Raw genomic sequence first — 18108 nt, 5'->3', positions numbered from 1 at the left:
CCCGCCGCTATCGCGTGGACCTCAGCCAGGCCGCGGCGGCCGCCAGCGCCGTCCGGCCGGCCGGGAGCGGGAGGCCCAGGAAACCGTGGAAGACCCCCGGGTACAGGTGGACCGCGCAGTCCACCCCCGCCGCGCCCAGCCGGCGCGCGTACGCGAGGCCCTCGTCCCGCAGCGGATCGCAGTCCGCCAGCACCAGCAGCGTCCGTGGCAGTCCCGACAGGTCGGGGGCGCGCAGCGGCGAGACGTGGGGGTGCGCGGGGTCGCCGCCGTACTGCTCCCAGTACCAGGCCATGTGTGCCGCGGTGTGGAAGTGGCCCTCCCCGTACGCGGCTGCGGACCCGGTCGCCACAGCCGTGGCCGTGGCCGTGGTCCCGGTCTCGGTCTCGGTCTCGGCAGCCGTGCCCGTGGGCGTGGCCGTGCCCATCGCCGCGGCCGCGTCCAGCGGCGGGTACACCAGCAGTTGGCCCGCCACCGGCTCCGGCGCCCGCAGCGCGGTCACCGTCGCCAGGTTGCCCCCGCTGGAGTCCCCCGCCACCACCACCCGGCCCGGGTCGCAGCCCAGTGCGGCCGCCTGCGCCCTCGCCCACAGCAGTACGGTCAGCGCGTCGTCCGTGGCCGCCGGCCAGGGGTGCTCGGGGGCGAGGCGGTAGTCGGCGGAGACCACCACCGCGCCCGACCCCGCGGCCAGCGACCGGCACGTCGCGTCGTGCGTGCCGAGCCCGCACATCACCCAGCCGCCGCCGTGGAAGAACACCACCAGCGGCCGGCCCGTGGAGCCCGGCGCGGGGTCGTAGACCCGGACCGGGACCCCGTCGGCCTCGCCGTCGCGGACCGAGGCCACCCCCGGTCCCGCCGACCGGCCGCCCACCGCCGCCGCCCTGAGGGCCGTCACGTCCCCCGGCCCCGGGAACGCCGCCGCCATCGCATCGCACAGCGCCCGGGCCCCGGGGGACAAGGAGTCGCTCACCGCGCCGTCATCCCCCCGTCCACCGTGAACTCGGAGCCCGTCACGTACGAGGAGGCGTCCGAGCACAGGAACAGCACCAGCTCCCCGACCTCTTCAGGCCGCCCCATCCGCCCGAGCGGCACGTGCGACCAGTCCTGCCCGGCGACCGCCGACACCATCGGCGTGTCGATCGCCCCCGGATGCACCGAGTTGATCCGGATCCGGTCCCCCGCCAGGTCCAGCGCGGCCGACCGGGTCAGCCCGCGCAGCCCGAACTTGGTCGACCCGTAGGCCGCGTGGCCCGGGATGCCGACCAGTCCGGCCGTGGAGGAGACGTTCACGATCGAGCCGCCCCCGGCTCCCCTCAGCACCGGCGCCACGGCCCGGATGCCGAGGAACGGCCCCAGCAGGTTCACCCGCAGCAGCGCCTCGAACTCCTCGGGCCGCTGCCGCTCCACGTGGGCCGTGCGCCACAGCGCCGCGTTGTTGACCAGCGCCGATATCGTGCCGAAGGCCCGTACGGCCTCCTGTACGACCTCGGCCCAGCCGCCCGCTTCGGCCACGTCGTGCCGTACGTACAGCCCCTGGTCCCCGAGCGAGGACGCGACCGCCCGGCCCTCCTCTTCCCGTACGTCCGTGACGACCACCCGCGCGCCGGCCTCCGCGCACAGCCGGGCGCCGGCCGCGCCCTGCCCGCGCCCGGCGCCCGTGATGACGACGACCTTCCCGTCCAGCGAGACCACCCGCCCACCCCCTCAATAGGCCTAATAGAAATACCCCTATCAGTCATATACGGAGGAAGGAAGGGACGGCCCGAAATCCGGTGCGGAGCGCGGGAGATGCGGCCGCGCACGATGGCGGGATCACCGGTCCGGAGGCCGGTGACCCACGTACCCTCGGGCCATGACGGGCAGCGCGATCGACCTCCGCACGATGGAAGCGACCGCTCCGGCGCTCGTGAGCCTCTACAAGAGCGCCGGGATCTCGCTGCGCAAGCACGGCATGGAGGGCGTGCGCGCCGCGGTGTACCTGGTCCTGGACCACTCGGGATCGATGCGCCCGTACTACCGGGACGGCACGGTCCAGGCCTTCGCCGACCGGGTACTGGGCCTCTCGGCCCACCTCGACGACGACGGCCGCGTACCGGCGGTGTTCTTCTCGACCGAGGTCGACGCGGTGGAGGAGATACCGCTCGCCGCGCACCGGGGGCGGATCGCCGAGATCGCCTCCCGGCTGGGCCACATGGGCAAGACGGCGTACGAAGCGGCGATGGACGCGGTGATCGACCACTACCTGGACTCCGGGGCGGCCGATCCGGCGCTGGTCGTCTTCCAGACGGACGGCGGTCCGATCAACAAGCACGCGGCGGAGCGGTACCTGTGCAAGGCGGCCCGGCTCCCGCTGTTCTGGCAGTTCGTCGGCTTCGGCCAGACGCACAGCACGCAGTTCGACTTCCTGCGGCGGCTGGACGAACTGCCCGTGCCGGAGCGGCGGGTGGTGGACAACGCCGGGTACTTCCACGCCGGCCCGGACCCGCGGGAGGTCCCGGACCCGGTGCTGTTCGACCGCCTGGTCATGGAGTTCCCGTCCTGGCTGGAGGCGGCCCGCGCGGCCGGCATCGTGCGCGCCTGAACGGCGACCGCCGGTGCCACGCGCTTTGATGGGCGTATGACGACCATCAACAACTGGGCGCTGTTCGAGGATCAGGAACCGGAATTCGCGGCGGCAGTCCGGGCCCGCTTCGCGCAGTACCCGCACCACGTCCTCGGCACGCTCCGCAAGGACGGCTCCCCGCGGCTGGCCGGGCTGAACGTCGACATCCGCGGCGGCGAGCTGTGGCTCGGGATGATGCCGGACTCGATGAAGGCCAAGGACCTGCAGCGCGACCCGCGCTTCGCCCTGCACACCAACCCCGGCGCGGGCGAGGAGATGCCGGACGGGGACGTACGGATCTCCGGGCGCGCGATCGAGCTGCTGGACCCGCCCGAGCTGCACCGGTACGCGGAGGAGACGGAGACCCCGCACCCCTTCCACCTCTTCCACGCGGACCTGACGGAGGTGGTGCACATCGGCATCGACGGCGACGACCTCGTGGTCCGCACCTGGACCCCGGCCCACGGCCTCCGCACCCTCCGCCGCGGCAACGACGACGAACCCCCGCGCGAGGACCCGCCCGCGCAGGCCACCGGCACCCCGGCCGGCTGACCGAATAGTGCCTCGGGAGCCGGTCGGCGACGTCCGCCCATCATGCACATTTGCTACGGTCGAACAGATGACCTTGTAGCGGCCCACGGGGGAGGGGGAGCATGAACGCTCCATTGGGCGCGGCGGGTTCGGCCGGTACGGAAGCAGACCTGGCCGTCAACGGCGACAAGCTCAAGGCCCTCGCCGGCGACCTCGACACGATGCAGGAAGTACTGAAGAAGCAGCTTCTGCGCATGGACGAGATCGTGGACGGCATCGAGGCGCGCTGGCGCGGACCGGCCTCCGAGGCGTACCGGGCCAAGCACCGGGCCGCCGCCGAGGACGCCGTCCGCATCCGGCAGACCATGAAGCTCCTGGCCAAGGCGATCCGCCTGAGCAAGGACGGGTTCTCGGCGCAGGAGCTCGAAATCCTGGACGACTTCAGACGGCTCCAGTCCCACGTGGACATCCAGGCGGAGGCCGACGCGCTGTCCACGCCGAACACCATGGCCGCGCCACAGCCGGGCAAGCACAGCCGCATAGCCGATCTGTAACGGCACCAGAGGCACCGGGGGGATACATGTCGCCGAGCGGCGACCACATATCGGTCGACTTCGCGACGCTGCAGAGTGCGGCCGAGGATCTCGAAGAGATCCTCAAAACACTCAACGAACAGCTCGACGTGCTCTACCGGCGCGTCGAGAAGGCCGTTCTCGGCTGGGACGGCGAGGCCCGCCAGACCTTCGTCGATCAACTCGACAAGTGGGACCGGTCCGCCCAGGACCTGCAGGCCGCCCAGGCATGGCTGCACGACATCGTCGTGAACGGCCACCTCGCCTACGCCTCCGCGCACCGGGCCGTCCTGCGCGGCTGGGGGGCCGCCTGATGGGCACGCCGCTCTCTCCCGCGGCGAACGGCGGCTTCGACGTCCAGCCGGTGCACGTGCACCATGCGGCCGATCTGGTGAAGGAAGCCCAATTCGCGCATGCCGAGCGGGCGTCCGTCCTGGTCGACGTGCTGAACAAGTACAACCAGTCCGCCGGGACCGGCCGGGGCGCGGACGCGTTCGCGGACGCCTACATGGAAGTGACCGCGAAGTTCCTCGAAGCGTGGGGCCGCAGCGTGGTCAGTGTCGGCGGAGCGTCCGTCGGCCTGAACCACACCGCCAACCACTACGTACTGGCCGAATGGGAGGCCGGCGGCCGAAAAGGAGCGCAGCCGGCCCGGCAACCGGAGCCGGTGGTCATCAACAAGCCGCCACGCTACGGACCCGTCAACCCCATCAAATGGACAGGCACCGGTGAGGACGTCGATTCCTGGTGGATCTCCGGCGTCGTCGGCGAGTTCCCCGACCTCGTCGCGGACGTCATCAGGCCCGCCATCGAGCACGGCCTCCGTCTCGGCAAGGTCCACGAGATCACCCCGGGCATCAAGGACGACGAGGTCCGGGACATGGCCAAGGCGTGGAAGGCGGTCGGTTCCGAGGCCGCGAAGGCCTCGGACGACTTCAACTCCGCCATCGCCGGAATCACCGACCCGAAGGACAAGGGCGAGTGGCAGACGGCCATGCGGACCTTCGGCCAGACCATCTGGGGCACCACGGCGTGGGGCCGGCAGCTGGACACGGAAGGGAACCGGAGCCAGACGGGCCGCCACTGGCGTTCCACCAAGGACCTCCCGCCATCCGGGCGACGCCCCATCGTCGACGTCCTGAAGAAGACGGCGGACGAGGTCGCGGCCGTTCTGGATCACGTGTCCGACGTCGGCGAGAAGACGCGGAAGTTCACGACCCAGGCCGGGATCAACGCCGCGAAGGCCACCGCGTCGGACCTCACCGACCTGAGCGTGACGAACCTGACCAAGATGGCGGTCGGCGGGATCGTCGGCCGGATCGTGCTCTCCTTCCGCTCCCACATGGACAAACAGGGATGCAACGCGGCGGTCGAGACCTACCACACGGAGTTCACCGAGGCTGCGGGCAAGCTCAAGGCCTTGCTCCCGGAACTCGAGATCGCGATCACGAGCGCTCCGACCTACCAGGCGGAAATCGCCCGCGCCCAGGGCTTCGGTGCCCGCTCGCTCAATGAGTTCAAGAAGGAACACAGCTGGCAGATCGGCGGGGAGAGCCCCTTCCCGTACATGTACTCGCTGGACCTGGCGACGAACGAAGGACTGAACGGCGCCCACACCATCGACAAGCACGTCGGCAAGACGGACGAACAGCTCCTGCAGCGGATCAGGGACGAGCAGCGCGAGAACGGGAAGTTCAATATCCTCACCGCCTCGTCCTTCACCGATCTGGACGCGGCGCAGAAATATACGCAGTACAACATCCGGCACAACACCCCGGAGATCCAGAACTGGCTGAAGAACCCGCCGCCCCCGAAGGATCTGGTCATCGGAATCCCCTCGGTACAGGCCGAGGGCCCGCTCAGCGCGCCGGCCCTCACCGGCCGTACCGTCGCGGTGGACACCACCACCGGAACGGTGAAGCCTGCCCAGGACACGCGCGGTGTGACCACGCGTCTGAAGTACGACGCGAACCTGAACCCGCCGTTCGTCGTCTACACCTCGGCACCCGAATGATGGAGCGAGACATGCAAGAAGGCCGGCTCGACAGGCAGACGTGGTCGGAGGCCCTCAGGCTGTACGAGTGGGTCTGCACGTTCGTCGGCGTCGCCCCGCGCGGGCACCACGAATGGTGGCTCGACGTGGGCGCGATCATGCGTCTCGAGACCCGGGACCCTCGGGGCTGGGAATCGGTCGATCCCTTCGAGGGTGAGGAGGAGCGTCTCGACGATCCGCTGTTCCCGTGGCTGGATACGCCTGCCACCGCTGCGGACGCGGACCGGTACCGGGCCAGGGCGGACGAACTCCCCCGGTCCTCGGTACGGTCGCTGCTCGTCCTGCTCGCTGTCGCGGCGAGCGGTACGGACGTCTCCCGGACCGCGGGCTGGGAGGAACACCGGCCGGAGCGGGAACGTCGCGCCGATGCGATCCTCTCGCGCTTCCCGGACGGCACCCGCTTCTACACCAACCTCGGGTGGCAGGGTGAGAATCCCGATTTCTACAAGCAGTCTTCCAGGAGTTGCGACTCCTTCAGCCAGTACGAATGGGACGCCGGTCTGATCGCCGTGAACGACCACGAAGTCGCGGTGTTCTGGAACTTCCAGAACGTCTGATCCGATCCGCCGAACCGGGAAGACCACATGCTCACCAGATCCGCCACATACCCCGACCGGGAAACCGCCCGGTGGGCCGCCCAGCAGGTCGTCACCCGCAACGAGCAGGCAATCCACCGCTGGCTGGCCCAGGGCACCCGCCCCCGGCTCACCATAGAAGCCGCCTGGCCCTCTCGCGAGGAACCGGTCGGCCGCGTCCTGATCCAGGCCATGGCGCTCGCCGGGCGCGGGGCCGTGGACGTGCGTGCCGCTCGGGTGGTGCTCCGGCGGGAGCCCGCGAGCCCGCTCGGCTTCGTCGTGCACGGCACCTTCCCCATCTACGTGTAGAGGCACGGATCCATGCCCATGAAGCCCCTGGAGTTCGACCGCCGTTACGGTGAGCTCGACCAGGTGATCAGCGCGTACGTCGGCCTTGCCGCTGACGACACCCCCGAGCGGCCCGGTCAGGCCCTCACCGCCTACCTTCGCCACACCTGGCACACCCGGCCCTGGGCCCTGTCGGTCGCCGAACAACAGCTGCGCACCTACGCCCAGAACCCGCCCGGCCGACTGCGGCACCGCCTTGGCGAGTTCTACCCGGTCCCGGACATCGGCCTGCCCGAGGCTGAAATCCAGCAGTGGCTGGTGCTGCTCGCCGACCACATCAAGCAGAGCGTCGAGGACGGCCGGGTCCCGCCCCCGTCGGCCCTGCCCCAGACGCACTGGGAGTGGTATGCCCGCTTCCCCGAGCTCGGCCAGTTCCTGGGCGGCTGGTTCTCGCAGGACATGCCCGAGGAGTTCGACGACCACGACGCCGCCGTCCGCGACTTCGCCGAATCGGCGGACCCGACCGTCGTGGCGCGCCTCGTGGGTGAGGTGCGCGAACTGCTGGCCCTCGGCCTGGAGGAGGTCGACTACGCGGTGGGCGTCGCCGAACTGGGCATGGAGGTCGACCCGCCGGCCCCCTACTCGCCGAGCGGCTGGCTGACCGTCGTGGCCGGACAACTGGCCGGGCCCGCGCCGAATACACCCAGAGGACCCGGCTAGCTGAAGAGGGGGCGCCGGCCCGGGGCGGGGCCGCCCAGGGCCGGGGGGTCGACGTCGATCCAGCTGCGGTCGATGTTGATGGTCACCCCGGCGTACGTGGCGTCGTGGTCGCCGCGGTACTGGTGGGCGCGGCGGCGGCCGGACCAGCGGTGCGTGCCGGCCGGCAGGCCCGTGTCGGCGTCGGCGACCGAGGCCTTGCCGTTCCAGGAGGCCACCCACAGCACGTCGGGCATGGCTTCCGGGGCCTGGTCGTGGTGCTCGTTCAGGGCCTTGGCGCCGGAGCTCGCGGCGACGTAGGCGCCGGCGCGGTAGCCGAGCTCGTGCAGGCGGACCGTCCAGGCGGTGAGGTACGCGACGACCGGCGGGTCCCAGGTGGTGCGGTCCGTGTAGTTCTCCAGGTCGTTGTAGAGCACCGTGCCCTCGGCCAGGCCCAGGGACCGGGCCGCCCTGACGGCGCCCTCGGCGGCGGCGATGCCCTCCTGGTCCGCCCGGGAGGGGTCGGTGGACAGGCCGGTGGCGGGGTTGTCCCAGGGCTGCGGGCCGACCCAGAGCGGCATCAGGTGCCAGCCCGCCTCCGCCTGCCGGCGGACCCATCCGGCGGTGAGCCGGGGCTGGGCGCAGGCGCGGGCGCGGCCGCCGATGTAGATGCCGACGGCGCCGAAGGGGGATGCGGACCGCCAGCTGTCCATGGCGTCCTGGGTCGGTGCGGTGCAGGTGTCGAAGCCGGCGCCGGTGATGGGCTGCTGGGCCCGTACGGGCTTCGGACCGGCTACGGCGGAGGCGGAATCGACGGAGGCGCCACGGCCGGAGGCCCGGCCACCGGCCCGCGCGAGCACGTCCCGTACGGCGTCGGACGCGCCCCCGTACGAGACCGTGGCCATCACCCCGGACCCGCGCAGGGCGTACCTCACCTCGCGGCTGTCCCCCTCCGCCTCGGGGATCCCGCCGGCCCCGTCGACCGTCAGGGTCGGGATGTCGGCCCGCGCCGGAGCCCCCTCCAGCGGCTCCAGGTGCAGGGTGTCGGCCCGTCGCTGCACGGCCCGACCGGTGCACCGGCCCTGCGTGCCGGCGTGCCCGAGGTACAGCGTCGGCAGGTCCAGCCGCAGACAGGCACCGGGATCCCGCTCCAGGTCGACGACCCGCCACTCCCCGGGCACGACGACCCGCATCCCGCGGTACTCGACGGTCCGGCCGTCCTCGGCGGCCGTGGAGGGATGGACGGGAATCAGCAGGGCGGCGGCGCCGAGCAGGCCGCTCAGCAGGGTTCGGATGGGGACCATGATCCAGATGGGTACCAGACTCCGGCCCCGTGAACTGCGCGCGCCCCGAGCACAGTTGGCCCGTCCGGCCCAGTCCGCCCCCGCCAGGCCGGTCGGCGTGCGTCACCTGCACGAGTGAAACGGGCCCGGGCCCGTCAGCGCGTGCGTCCGGCGCGCGGTCGACCCGTACGGCCGGATCCCGCAGGGGACCGTGCGGGTGAGTACGCGTACTCAGGCGGATCATCAGTAGCGCCGGGTAGCGTCGCGGCTGTCCGACGGCGGACGACACGACGACCTGGGGGACGACACGAAGAAGGGCACGACCGCCTGGCGGCCCGGGCCCCGGCACTCGCCCTGACCCTGGCGGCGGCACCATCGAGGTGGCCTTCCCCTTCGACAACCACCCGGACCGCGACCCTGCCCCCTTCGCGGTCGACTGCCCCGAGACCGACCCGGCCCGGGTCACCGTCCCCCTCGGCACCGGCCTCCAGGGCGGCTTCGGCGCATGGGCGAACGCCTCGACCCCGACCACCCACTGGGCGCCACGGTCACCCAGCCCGAGTAGCCCCCAAAACGCCACAGCGCCCGCCATCCCTGGTCGGGGACATGGCGGGCGCAGTGTCAGAGTTCCGCACACCGTTGTGCGGACCGTATGAGGGGCCTCCCCGAGGGGAGGGGTACTGCCGGTGACCGCGGGCCCCGCGCCGCCGGTCGGAGGCCGGCGCAGCCGGGCGAAGCCCGAGAGGCCGCCAGCGGCCGAGCGGTGCGAGCACGGCGTCCGGAAGGAGCCATGGCGGGCGCAGTGTCAGAGTTCCGCACACCGTTGTGCGGACCGTATGAGGGGCCTCCCCGAGGGGAGGGGTACTGCCGGTGACCGCGGGCCCCGCGCCGCCGGTCGGAGGCCGGCGCAGCCGGGCGAAGCCCGAGAGGCCGCCAGCGGCCGAGCGGTGCGAGCACGGCGTCCGGAAGGAGCCATGGCGGGCGCAGTGTCAGAGTTCCGCACACCGTTGTACGGACCGTATGAGGGGTCCTCCCCGGAGGGAAGGGTCCTCCCCCGAGGGGGAGGGGATGCCGGTTACACCATCAGCGAGCGGTCCGTCGGCTTGACGGGGTACGGGAGGGCGCTCGTGCCCGTCAGGTAGCGGTCCACGCCTCGGGCCGCCGAGCGGCCCTCCGCGATCGCCCAGACGATCAGCGACTGGCCGCGGCCGGCGTCGCCGGCCACGAAGACGCCGTCCACGTTGGTCGCGTAGGAGGCGTCGCGGTCGATGTTGCCGCGGGCGTCCAGCTCCAGGCCGAACTGCTGGACCAGCCCGTTGGCCTGGTCGGTGCCGGTGAACCCCATCGCCAGGGTGACCAGCTGGGCCGGGAGGACCCGCTCGGTGCCCGGCTTCTGCTCCAGCTTGCCGTCCTTGAACTCCACCTCGACCAGGTGCAGCGCCTGGACGTTGCCGTCCTCGTCGCCCTCGAAGTGGGTGGTGGAGACCGAGTAGATCCGCTCGCCGCCCTCCTCGTGCGCCGAGGTGACCTTGTAGAGCATCGGGAAGGTCGGCCACGGCTGGCCCGTGGGCCGGTCCTCCGACGGCCGGGGCATGATCTCCAGCTGCGTCACCGAGGCCGCGCCCTGGCGGTGGGCCGTGCCCACGCAGTCCGCGCCCGTGTCGCCGCCGCCGATGACGACCACGTGCTTGCCCTCGGCCGTGATGGGGGGCGCCACGAAGTCGCCCTCCTGGACCTTGTTCGCGAGGGGGAGGTACTCCATCGCGAAGTGGATCCCGCGCAGCTCGCGCCCCGGCACCGGCAGGTCGCGCGAGACCGTGGCGCCCGCCGCGATGACGACCGCGTCGAACCGCTTGCGCAGCTGTCCGGCGTCCAGGTCGCGGCCGATCTCCACGCCCGTACGGAACTTGGTGCCCTCCGCGCGCATCTGCTCGATGCGCCGGTTGATGTGCACCTTCTCCATCTTGAACTCGGGGATGCCGTACCGCAGCAGACCGCCGATGCGGTCCGCGCGCTCGTACACCACCACGGTGTGCCCGGCCCTGGTCAGCTGCTGGGCCGCGGCCAGACCGGCCGGGCCCGAGCCGATGACGGCCGCCGTCTTGCCGGACAGCCGCTCCGGAGGCTGCGGGGTGACGTTGCCGTTGTCCCACGCCTTGTCGATGATCGAGACTTCGACGTTCTTGATGGTGACGGCCGGCTGGTTGATGCCGAGCACGCACGCCGACTCGCACGGAGCGGGGCACAGCCGCCCGGTGAACTCCGGGAAGTTGTTCGTGGCGTGCAGCCGCTCCGACGCCGCCGACCAGTCCTCGCGGTACGCGAAGTCGTTCCACTCCGGGATCAGGTTCCCGAGCGGGCACCCGTTGTGGCAGAACGGGATGCCGCAGTCCATGCAGCGGCCGGCCTGCTTGCTGATGATCGGGAGCAGCGAGCCCGGGACGTAGACCTCGTTCCAGTCCTTCAGCCGGTCGGCGACCGGACGGGAACAGGCGGTCTCGCGCGGGGTGGTGAGGAAGCCCTTCGGGTCAGCCATTGGTCGCCGCCTCCATCATCTTCTCCGTGGTCTCGGACTCGGAGAGTCCGGCCAGCTCAGCGGCGTCCTTGGCGGCGAGCACTGCCTTGTACGTGGTCGGGATGATCTTGCTGAAGCGGGCCGCCGCGGCGTCCCAGTCAGCCAGGAGCTTCGCGGCCACGGTCGAGCCGGTCTCCTCCTCGTGGCGGCGCACCACATCGTGCAGCCACTGCTTGTCGGTGTCGGCCAGGACGGTCTCGACCGCCCCGGTGTTGCCGACGTTGACGTTGTGCGGGTCGAGGTCGATGACGTACGCGACGCCGCCCGACATGCCCGCCGCGAAGTTGCGGCCGGTCTCGCCGAGGACGACGGCCGTACCGCCGGTCATGTACTCGCAGCCGTGGTCGCCCACGCCCTCCGAGACGACCAGGGCGCCGGAGTTGCGGACGCAGAAGCGCTCGCCGGTGCGGCCGCGCAGGAACATCTCGCCGCCGGTGGCGCCGTAGCCGATGGTGTTGCCGGCGATGGTCGAGTACTCGGCGAGGTGGTCGGCGCCGCGGTCCGGGCGGACCACGACCCGGCCGCCCGACAGGCCCTTGCCGACGTAGTCGTTGGCGTCGCCCTCCAGGCGCAGCGTCACACCGCGCGGCAGGAAGGCGCCGAAGGACTGGCCGGCGGAACCGGTGAAGGTCAGGTCGATGGTGTTCTCGGGCAGGCCCGCACCGCCGAACTTCTTGGTGACCTCGTGGCCGAGCATGGTGCCGACGGTCCGGTTGATGTTCCGTATGGCGACCTGCGCGCGGACCGGCTGGGCGGCCTCGGCGGTCTCGGCGTTCAGCGCGTCGGCCGCGAGCTTGATGAGCTCGTTGTCGAGGGCCTTCTCCAGACCGTGGTCCTGCTCGATGAGGGCGTGGCGGACCGCGCCCTCGGGCAGAGCCGGCACGTGGAAGAGGGGCTCCAGGTCGAGGCCCTGCGCCTTCCAGTGCGTGACGGCCTTGCTGGTGTCGAGGAGCTCGGCGTGGCCGACGGCCTCCTCGATCGTGCGGAAGCCCAGCTCGGCCAGGATCTCGCGGACCTCCTCGGCGATGAACTCGAAGAAGTTCACGACGAACTCGGGCTTGCCGGAGAAGCGGTCGCGCAGGACCGGGTTCTGGGTGGCGATGCCGACCGGGCAGGTGTCCAGGTGGCAGACCCGCATCATGATGCAGCCGGAGACGACGAGCGGGGCGGTCGCGAAACCGAACTCCTCGGCGCCGAGGAGCGCGGCGATGACCACGTCGCGGCCGGTCTTGAGCTGGCCGTCGGTCTGGACGACGATGCGGTCGCGCAGCCCGTTGAGCAGCAGGGTCTGCTGGGTCTCGGCGAGGCCGAGCTCCCAGGGACCGCCCGCGTGCTTCAGCGAGGTGAGCGGCGAGGCGCCCGTACCGCCGTCGTGGCCGGAGATGAGGACGACGTCCGCGTGGGCCTTGGAGACACCCGCGGCGACGGTGCCGACGCCGACTTCCGACACCAGCTTCACGTGGATGCGCGCGGCCGGGTTGGCGTTCTTGAGGTCGTGGATCAGCTGAGCCAGGTCCTCGATGGAGTAGATGTCGTGGTGCGGCGGCGGGGAGATCAGGCCGACGCCCGGGGTGGAGTGGCGGGTCTTGGCGACCCACGGGTAGACCTTGTGGCCGGGCAGCTGGCCGCCCTCGCCGGGCTTGGCGCCCTGCGCCATCTTGATCTGGATGTCGTCCGCGTTGACCAGGTACTCGCTCGTGACGCCGAAGCGGCCGGAGGCGACCTGCTTGATCGACGAGCGCCGTGCCGGGTCGTACAGGCGGTCCGGGTCCTCGCCGCCCTCACCGGTGTTGGACTTGCCGCCCAGCTGGTTCATGGCGATGGCGAGGGTCTCGTGCGCCTCGCGGGAGATGGAGCCGTAGGACATGGCGCCGGTGGAGAAGCGCTTGACGATGTCGGCGACCGACTCGACCTCGTCGATGGAGATCGAGGGGCGGCCCCCGTCCTCGGCGCCCTTGAAGCCGAAGAGCCCGCGGAGCGTCATCAGGCGCTCGGACTGCTCGTTCACCCGGTCCGTGTACTTCTTGAAGATGTCGTAGCGGCGGTTGCGGGTGGCGTGCTGGAGGCGGAAGACCGTCTCCGGGTCGAACAGGTGCGGCTCGCCCTCGCGGCGCCACTGGTACTCGCCGCCGATCTCCAGCGCGCGGTGCGTGGCCGCGATGCCGGAGGCCGGGTACGCCTTGGCGTGGCGCGCGGCCACCTCCTTGGCGATGACGTCCAGGCCGGCGCCGCCGATCTTGGTGGCGGTGCCCTGGAAGTACGCCCCGACGAACTCCTCGTTCAGGCCGACGGCCTCGAAGACCTGGGCGCCGCGGTAGGAGGCGACGGTGGAGATGCCCATCTTGGACATGACCTTCAGGACGCCCTTGCCGAGCGCGTAGATCAGGTTCCGGATGGCCTGCTCCGGCTCCAGGCCGGACAGGAACGTACCGGCGCGCAGCAGGTCCTCGACGGACTCCATGGCGAGGTACGGGTTCACGGCGGCGGCGCCGTAGCCGATGAGCAGCGCGACGTGGTGGACCTCGCGGACGTCGCCGGCCTCGACCAGCAGGCCCACCTGGGTGCGCTGCTTGGTGGCGATGAGGTGGTGGTGCACGGCGGAGGTGAGCAGCAGCGACGGGATCGGCGCGTGCTCGGCGTCCGAGTGGCGGTCCGAGAGGACGATCAGGTGGGCGCCGCCCGCGATGGCCGCGTCGACCTCGCCGCGGATCTCCTCCAGGCGGGCGGCCAGCGCCTCGCCGCCGCCGGAGACCCGGTAGAGGCCCGAGAGGGTGGCGGCCTTCATGCCCGGCATGTCGCCGTCGGCGTTGACGTGGATGAGCTTGGCCAGCTCGTCGTTGTCGATCACCGGGAAGGGCAGGGTGACGCTGCGGCAGGACGCCGCGGTCGGGTCCAGCAGGTTGCCCTGCGGGCCCAGCGAGGACAGCAGCGAGGTGACGAGCTCCTCGCGGATGGCGTCCAGCGGCGGGTTGGTGACCTGAGCGAAGAGCTGCGTGAAGTAGTCGAAGAGCAGCCGGGGGCGCTCGGACAGGGCCGCGATCGGGGAGTCCGTGCCCATGGAGCCGAGCGGCTCGCCGCCGGTGCGGGCCATGGGCGCGAGGATGACGCGCAGCTCTTCCTCGGTGTAGCCGAAGGTCTGCTGGCGGCGGGTGACCGAGGCGTGGGTGTGGACGATGTGCTCGCGCTCGGGCAGGTCCGTCAGCTCGATCTCGCCGGACTCCAGCCAGTCCGCGTAGGGCGCGGCGGCGGCCAGACCGGCCTTGATCTCGTCGTCCTCGATGATCCGCTTCTGGGCGGTGTCGACGAGGAACATCTTGCCGGGCTGGAGGCGTCCCTTGCGGACGACCTTGGCCGGGTCGATGTCGAGGACGCCGACCTCGGAGGAGAGGACGACGAGGCCGTCGTCGGTGACCCAGTAGCGGCCGGGGCGCAGACCGTTGCGGTCGAGGACCGCGCCGACCTGGGTGCCGTCGGTGAAGGTGACGCAGGCCGGGCCGTCCCAGGGCTCCATCAGCGTGGAGTGGTACTGGTAGAACGCGCGGCGGGCCGGGTCCATGGAGGTGTGGTTCTCCCACGCCTCCGGGATCATCATCAGCACGGCGTGGGGCAGCGAGCGGCCGCCGAGGTGCAGGAGCTCCAGGACCTCGTCGAAGGAGGCCGAGTCGGAGGCGTCCGGGGTGCAGATCGGGAAGATCCGCTCCAGCGCGCCGTCGCCGAAGACGTCGGATGCCAGCTGGGACTCGCGGGCCTTCATCCAGTTGCGGTTGCCCTTGACCGTGTTGATCTCGCCGTTGTGCGCGACGAAGCGGTACGGGTGGGCCAGCGGCCAGGACGGGAAGGTGTTCGTCGAGAACCGCGAGTGGACCAGGGCCAGCGTCGAGGCGAAGCGGCGGTCGGAGAGGTCCGGGAAGAAGGGCTCCAGCTGGCCGGTGGTCAGCATGCCCTTGTAGACGATGGTGCGCGCGGAGAGCGACGGGAAGTAGACCCCGGCCTCGCGCTCGGCGCGCTTGCGCAGCACGAACGCCTTGCGGTCGAGCGCGACGTCCGTGCTCTCGCCGTCGGCGACGAAGATCTGGGAGAAGGCCGGCATGGTGGCGCGGGCGCCGTTGCCGAGCAGGTCCGGGGTGACCGGGACCTCGCGCCAGCCGAGGACCGTCAGGTCCTCCTCGGCGGCGATGGCCTCGATCCGCTCCACGGCGACGGCCTGTGCGGTGCCGTCGGCGGGGAGGAAGGCGATGCCGACGGCGTAGGCGCCGGCCTCGGGGAGCTCGAATCCGGCCACCTCGCGCAGGAACGCGTCGGGGACCTGGGAGAGGATTCCGGCGCCGTCGCCCGAGTCGGGCTCGGATCCGGTGGCGCCTCGGTGCTCGAGGTTCCGCAATACGGTCAGCGCCTGCTCGACCAGCGTGTGGCTGGCCTCGCCGCTGAGGTTGGCCACAAAGCCGACGCCGCAGGCGTCGCGCTCGTTGCGCGGGTCGTACATGCCCTGGGGGGCGGGGCGACCGTCCATGGGCGACCAGGCGGTGGTGCTGAGGCCGGTCGCGGAGTGCGTGGATGCGGAACGCATCGGCTCTCCCGTCGTCGTAGCGGCATATGTGTCATAGCCGAGGGACGACGTTGGCCCTCTGCGAAATTTCGTGCAGGTTACATGATGACGGCAATCCCGAGAAGCGGATACGGCGTTTCACCATGCGGACACTGCGCGAAGCAGAATGTGGAGACTTCCGCAGCGGGTGGGCATCGTTGCCCGGCGCGCGGCGCCCTCGTCTGATGCCCGGCGGACACGGGATCGAAACCGCCGAGTAACGGACTACTTATGCTGCGGGCTGCATAGTGTCTCACTGGTTGCGCCGTCAGCCTACGGCTCCGCCGATCCAGGTTCCCAGGACGTACGTCACACCCGCCGCCGCGCCGCCCAGCAGCAGCTGCCGCAGACCGCTGTACCACCAGCTCCGCGCGGTGACCCGGGAGACGACCGCGCCGCAGGCGAAGAGCCCCACCAGGGCGAGCAGCACCGCCGGCCACAGGGACGTGGCACCGAGCAGGTACGGCAGTACGGGCAGCAGCGCGCCCAGCGCGAAGGAGCCGAAGGACGAGACCGCGGCGACCATCGGCGACGGCAGGTCGTCCGGGTCGATCCCGAGCTCCTCGCGGGCGTGGATCTCCAGCGCCTGCTCGGGGTCCCGGGACAGCTGCATGGCGACCTCGCGGGCGAGCGACGGCTCGACCCCGCGCGAGACGTACAGCTCGGCCAGCTCCTCCATCTCGCCGACGGGGTGCTTTCGCAACTGCGTCCGTTCTATGTCAAGTTCGGCGAGGACCAGCTCGCGCTGCGAGGCGACGGAGGTGTACTCGCCGGCCGCCATCGAGAAGGCTCCGGCCGCGAGGCCCGCCAGCCCGGTGATCACGATGGTCTGCGTCGCGACGGCGCCGCCGGCCACACCGGTCATCAGCGCGAGGTTGGAGACCAGCCCGTCCATCGCCCCGAACACGGCAGGTCGCAGCCATCCGCCGTTGACGTCGCGGTGGGTGTGGTTGTCGCGGTGCGCGGTGTGCAGCGGCGCTTCGATGTCGATGATGGACATGATGGATTCCTCCCCTTTTGTACGAGCGGGTACGCGGAACCACGCCCTGCGCGACACGCAGGGACCCACTCCCCCGGAACACCTCGAAACTACGCACGATTTCTGCCGCCCGCCAGCAAGGAAGGCCGTACTTACCTGGGGTTTCGCGGGTCGGCGACCGGGTGACGGGGGCCTGGGCGGGGTGTTTCGCGGCAAGCGACAAACCGCATGCCATGGCACAAATCCCCCATGGGCTCATGATGAGCCCCATCCACAGTGGGAGAGGCGCGCCATGGAGCCGATGAAGCTGATTGCATGCAATCCGCAGGTCCTCCTCGAACGGGCCAGGGGCGCTCTTCTGGGCCTCGCGACGGGTGACGCACTCGGCGCCCCCGCCGAGAACATGAAGCCCTCGGAGATCAGGGCGAAATGGGGCCGCATCGAGGGCTTCGTCTCGGACGACCCGGCGGGCACCGACGACACCGAGTACGCGATCTTCTCGGGGCTGCTGCTGGCCCGCCACGGGTCCGCGCTGACCGTCTCCCACGTCGAGCGGGCCTGGCACCACTGGATCGCCGACCTCGACGAGGGACCGTTCCGCGGGGCGGGCTTCAGCGAACGCGGCACGCTGGAGAACCTCCGCCGGGGCCTCGCCGCCCCCATCTCCGCCCAGCACCGGCACGCCTGGTCGGACGGGCTGGCGATGCGGGCGGCCCCCTTCGGGGTCTTCGCGGCCGGCCGCCCGGCGGAAGCGGCGCGGCTCGTCGCCATCGACGGCTCGGTCAGCCACGACGGCGAGGGCATCTACGGCGGCCAGGCGGTCGCGGCTGGCGTCGCGGCGGCCATGGCGGGCGGCTCGCCCGCCTCCGTCATCTCGGCGGCCCTGTCCGTCATCCCGTCCGACTCCTGGACGGCCCGCTCCCTGCGCCGGGCGGTGACGGCGGCCCCGCGCGGCGAACGGGCCGTACGCTCCGCCGTGGTGATCGGCGGCTACCCCTGGACCGACCTGGCCCCGGAGGCGGTCGGCCTGGCCTTCGGCGCCTTCGCCGCCTGCGGCGGCGACTTCACCTCCTCGGTCCTGACGGCGGTCAACATGGGCCGGGACGCGGACACCACGGCGGCGGTCGCCGGCGCCCTCTCCGGCGCGCTGTCGGGCGTCGCCGCGATCCCGGAGCAGTGGGCCAAGGCCATCGGCCCGGTCCGCGGCAGCTGCCTCCCCTCCATGCGCGGCTACCACGTCCTGGACATCGCGGACCTCCTCACCCCGGAATCCGAGACCCCCCGGTGACGCCCCCCGCCGTCCCCCCGAACCCGCAGGTGGCCGAGCCCGCGCCGGCCGCGCCGGCGCCCACCGCCCCCGCGGGGGCCGCGC

Annotated in this window: 15 protein-coding genes; 9 read left to right on the top strand and 6 right to left on the bottom strand. The window is 71.6% G+C overall.

What is annotated here, in order from left to right:
• Window positions 1–7: 7 nt before the first annotated feature.
• Window positions 8–967 carry an alpha/beta hydrolase gene (locus tag K7B10_RS29165; RefSeq protein ID WP_229340569.1) on the bottom strand — a complete coding sequence of 320 codons (960 nt, stop codon included), beginning with the start codon at window positions 965–967 and terminating at the stop codon, window positions 8–10.
• Window positions 964–1689: a glucose 1-dehydrogenase gene (locus tag K7B10_RS29160; protein ID WP_229340567.1), complete on the bottom strand. Its 726-nt coding sequence runs from the start codon at window positions 1687–1689 to the stop codon at window positions 964–966. The genes K7B10_RS29165 and K7B10_RS29160 overlap by 4 nt, the downstream gene beginning before the upstream one ends.
• Window positions 1690–1849: 160 nt before the next feature.
• Here K7B10_RS29160 and K7B10_RS29155 point away from each other — a divergent pair, with 160 nt between their 5' ends.
• The 8 genes from K7B10_RS29155 to K7B10_RS29120 all read left to right on the top strand — a co-directional run bounded on the left by K7B10_RS29155 (window position 1850) and on the right by K7B10_RS29120 (window position 7338).
• Window positions 1850–2578, top strand: coding sequence for a VWA domain-containing protein (locus K7B10_RS29155; RefSeq protein ID WP_229340566.1), 729 nt, complete (start codon window positions 1850–1852; stop codon window positions 2576–2578).
• Between the two features lie 36 nt (window positions 2579–2614).
• Window positions 2615–3151, top strand: coding sequence for a pyridoxamine 5'-phosphate oxidase family protein (locus K7B10_RS29150; protein WP_229340564.1), 537 nt, complete (start codon window positions 2615–2617; stop codon window positions 3149–3151).
• A 101-nt stretch (window positions 3152–3252) separates the two neighbouring features.
• Window positions 3253–3684 carry a WXG100 family type VII secretion target gene (locus K7B10_RS29145; protein WP_229340562.1) on the top strand — a complete coding sequence of 144 codons (432 nt, stop codon included), beginning with the start codon at window positions 3253–3255 and terminating at the stop codon, window positions 3682–3684.
• A gap of 26 nt (window positions 3685–3710) precedes the next feature.
• A complete protein-coding gene (locus K7B10_RS29140; RefSeq protein ID WP_229340560.1) occupies window positions 3711–4016 on the top strand; it encodes a WXG100 family type VII secretion target in 306 nt (101 codons plus the stop codon).
• A complete protein-coding gene (locus tag K7B10_RS29135; protein ID WP_229340558.1) occupies window positions 4016–5716 on the top strand; it encodes an RNase A-like domain-containing protein in 1701 nt (566 codons plus the stop codon). Before K7B10_RS29140 ends, K7B10_RS29135 begins: the two co-directional genes overlap by 1 nt.
• 11 nt (window positions 5717–5727) lie before the next feature.
• Complete coding sequence (locus K7B10_RS29130) at window positions 5728–6312, top strand: hypothetical protein (protein WP_229340556.1); 585 nt, start codon at window positions 5728–5730, stop codon at window positions 6310–6312.
• Between the two features lie 27 nt (window positions 6313–6339).
• Window positions 6340–6639 carry an RNase A-like domain-containing protein gene (locus K7B10_RS29125; protein ID WP_229340554.1) on the top strand — a complete coding sequence of 100 codons (300 nt, stop codon included), beginning with the start codon at window positions 6340–6342 and terminating at the stop codon, window positions 6637–6639.
• Window positions 6640–6651: 12 nt separating this feature from the next.
• Entirely contained in the window at window positions 6652–7338 is a 687-nt protein-coding gene (locus K7B10_RS29120) for a contact-dependent growth inhibition system immunity protein (protein WP_229340552.1), read from the top strand.
• Here K7B10_RS29120 and K7B10_RS29115 read toward each other — a convergent pair.
• The 4 genes from K7B10_RS29115 to K7B10_RS29100 all read right to left on the bottom strand — a co-directional run bounded on the left by K7B10_RS29115 (window position 7335) and on the right by K7B10_RS29100 (window position 16757).
• Window positions 7335–8618 carry a DUF1906 domain-containing protein gene (locus tag K7B10_RS29115; protein ID WP_229340550.1) on the bottom strand — a complete coding sequence of 428 codons (1284 nt, stop codon included), beginning with the start codon at window positions 8616–8618 and terminating at the stop codon, window positions 7335–7337. The two genes, K7B10_RS29120 and K7B10_RS29115, sit on opposite strands and share 4 nt — an antisense overlap.
• A 1054-nt stretch (window positions 8619–9672) precedes the next feature.
• Window positions 9673–11133, bottom strand: a complete 1461-nt coding sequence (locus K7B10_RS29110) for a glutamate synthase subunit beta (RefSeq protein WP_229340548.1) — start codon at window positions 11131–11133, stop codon at window positions 9673–9675.
• Window positions 11126–15682: a glutamate synthase large subunit gene (gene gltB / locus K7B10_RS29105; protein ID WP_229345492.1), complete on the bottom strand. Its 4557-nt coding sequence runs from the start codon at window positions 15680–15682 to the stop codon at window positions 11126–11128. The genes K7B10_RS29110 and gltB overlap by 8 nt, the downstream gene beginning before the upstream one ends.
• A gap of 343 nt (window positions 15683–16025) precedes the next feature.
• Complete coding sequence (locus K7B10_RS29100) at window positions 16026–16757, bottom strand: VIT1/CCC1 transporter family protein (RefSeq protein ID WP_229340546.1); 732 nt, start codon at window positions 16755–16757, stop codon at window positions 16026–16028.
• A gap of 280 nt (window positions 16758–17037) precedes the next feature.
• Between K7B10_RS29100 and K7B10_RS29095 the strand changes: the two genes are divergently transcribed.
• Complete coding sequence (locus K7B10_RS29095; RefSeq protein ID WP_308284643.1) at window positions 17038–18024, top strand: ADP-ribosylglycohydrolase family protein; 987 nt, start codon at window positions 17038–17040, stop codon at window positions 18022–18024.
• Window positions 18025–18108 lie beyond the last annotated feature (84 nt).

This window comes from Streptomyces flavotricini (genome assembly GCF_020639365.1).
GTDB lineage: Bacteria > Actinomycetota > Actinomycetes > Streptomycetales > Streptomycetaceae > Streptomyces > Streptomyces flavotricini.
The sequence above is the reverse complement of the archived record's forward strand: the minus strand, read 5'-3'. Positions and strand labels throughout refer to the sequence as shown.

Excerpts from the sequence above, each read along its gene's own strand:
- K7B10_RS29130 (WP_229340556.1), top strand. The coding sequence starts at position 5,728 with ATGCAAGAAGGCCGGCTCGACAGGCAGACGTGGTCGGAGGCCCTCAGG.
- K7B10_RS29120 (WP_229340552.1), top strand. The coding sequence starts at position 6,652 with ATGCCCATGAAGCCCCTGGAGTTCGACCGCCGTTACGGTGAGCTCGAC.
- K7B10_RS29125 (WP_229340554.1), top strand. The coding sequence starts at position 6,340 with ATGCTCACCAGATCCGCCACATACCCCGACCGGGAAACCGCCCGGTGG.
- K7B10_RS29115 (WP_229340550.1), bottom strand. The coding sequence starts at position 8,618 with ATGGTCCCCATCCGAACCCTGCTGAGCGGCCTGCTCGGCGCCGCCGCC.
- K7B10_RS29095 (WP_308284643.1), top strand. The coding sequence starts at position 17,038 with ATGAAGCTGATTGCATGCAATCCGCAGGTCCTCCTCGAACGGGCCAGG.
- K7B10_RS29135 (WP_229340558.1), top strand. The coding sequence starts at position 4,016 with ATGGGCACGCCGCTCTCTCCCGCGGCGAACGGCGGCTTCGACGTCCAG.
- K7B10_RS29150 (WP_229340564.1), top strand. The coding sequence starts at position 2,615 with ATGACGACCATCAACAACTGGGCGCTGTTCGAGGATCAGGAACCGGAA.
- K7B10_RS29145 (WP_229340562.1), top strand. The coding sequence starts at position 3,253 with ATGAACGCTCCATTGGGCGCGGCGGGTTCGGCCGGTACGGAAGCAGAC.
- K7B10_RS29140 (WP_229340560.1), top strand. The coding sequence starts at position 3,711 with ATGTCGCCGAGCGGCGACCACATATCGGTCGACTTCGCGACGCTGCAG.
- K7B10_RS29155 (WP_229340566.1), top strand. The coding sequence starts at position 1,850 with ATGACGGGCAGCGCGATCGACCTCCGCACGATGGAAGCGACCGCTCCG.
- K7B10_RS29100 (WP_229340546.1), bottom strand. The coding sequence starts at position 16,757 with ATGTCCATCATCGACATCGAAGCGCCGCTGCACACCGCGCACCGCGAC.
- K7B10_RS29110 (WP_229340548.1), bottom strand. The coding sequence starts at position 11,133 with ATGGCTGACCCGAAGGGCTTCCTCACCACCCCGCGCGAGACCGCCTGT.
- gltB (WP_229345492.1), bottom strand. The coding sequence starts at position 15,682 with ATGGACGGTCGCCCCGCCCCCCAGGGCATGTACGACCCGCGCAACGAG.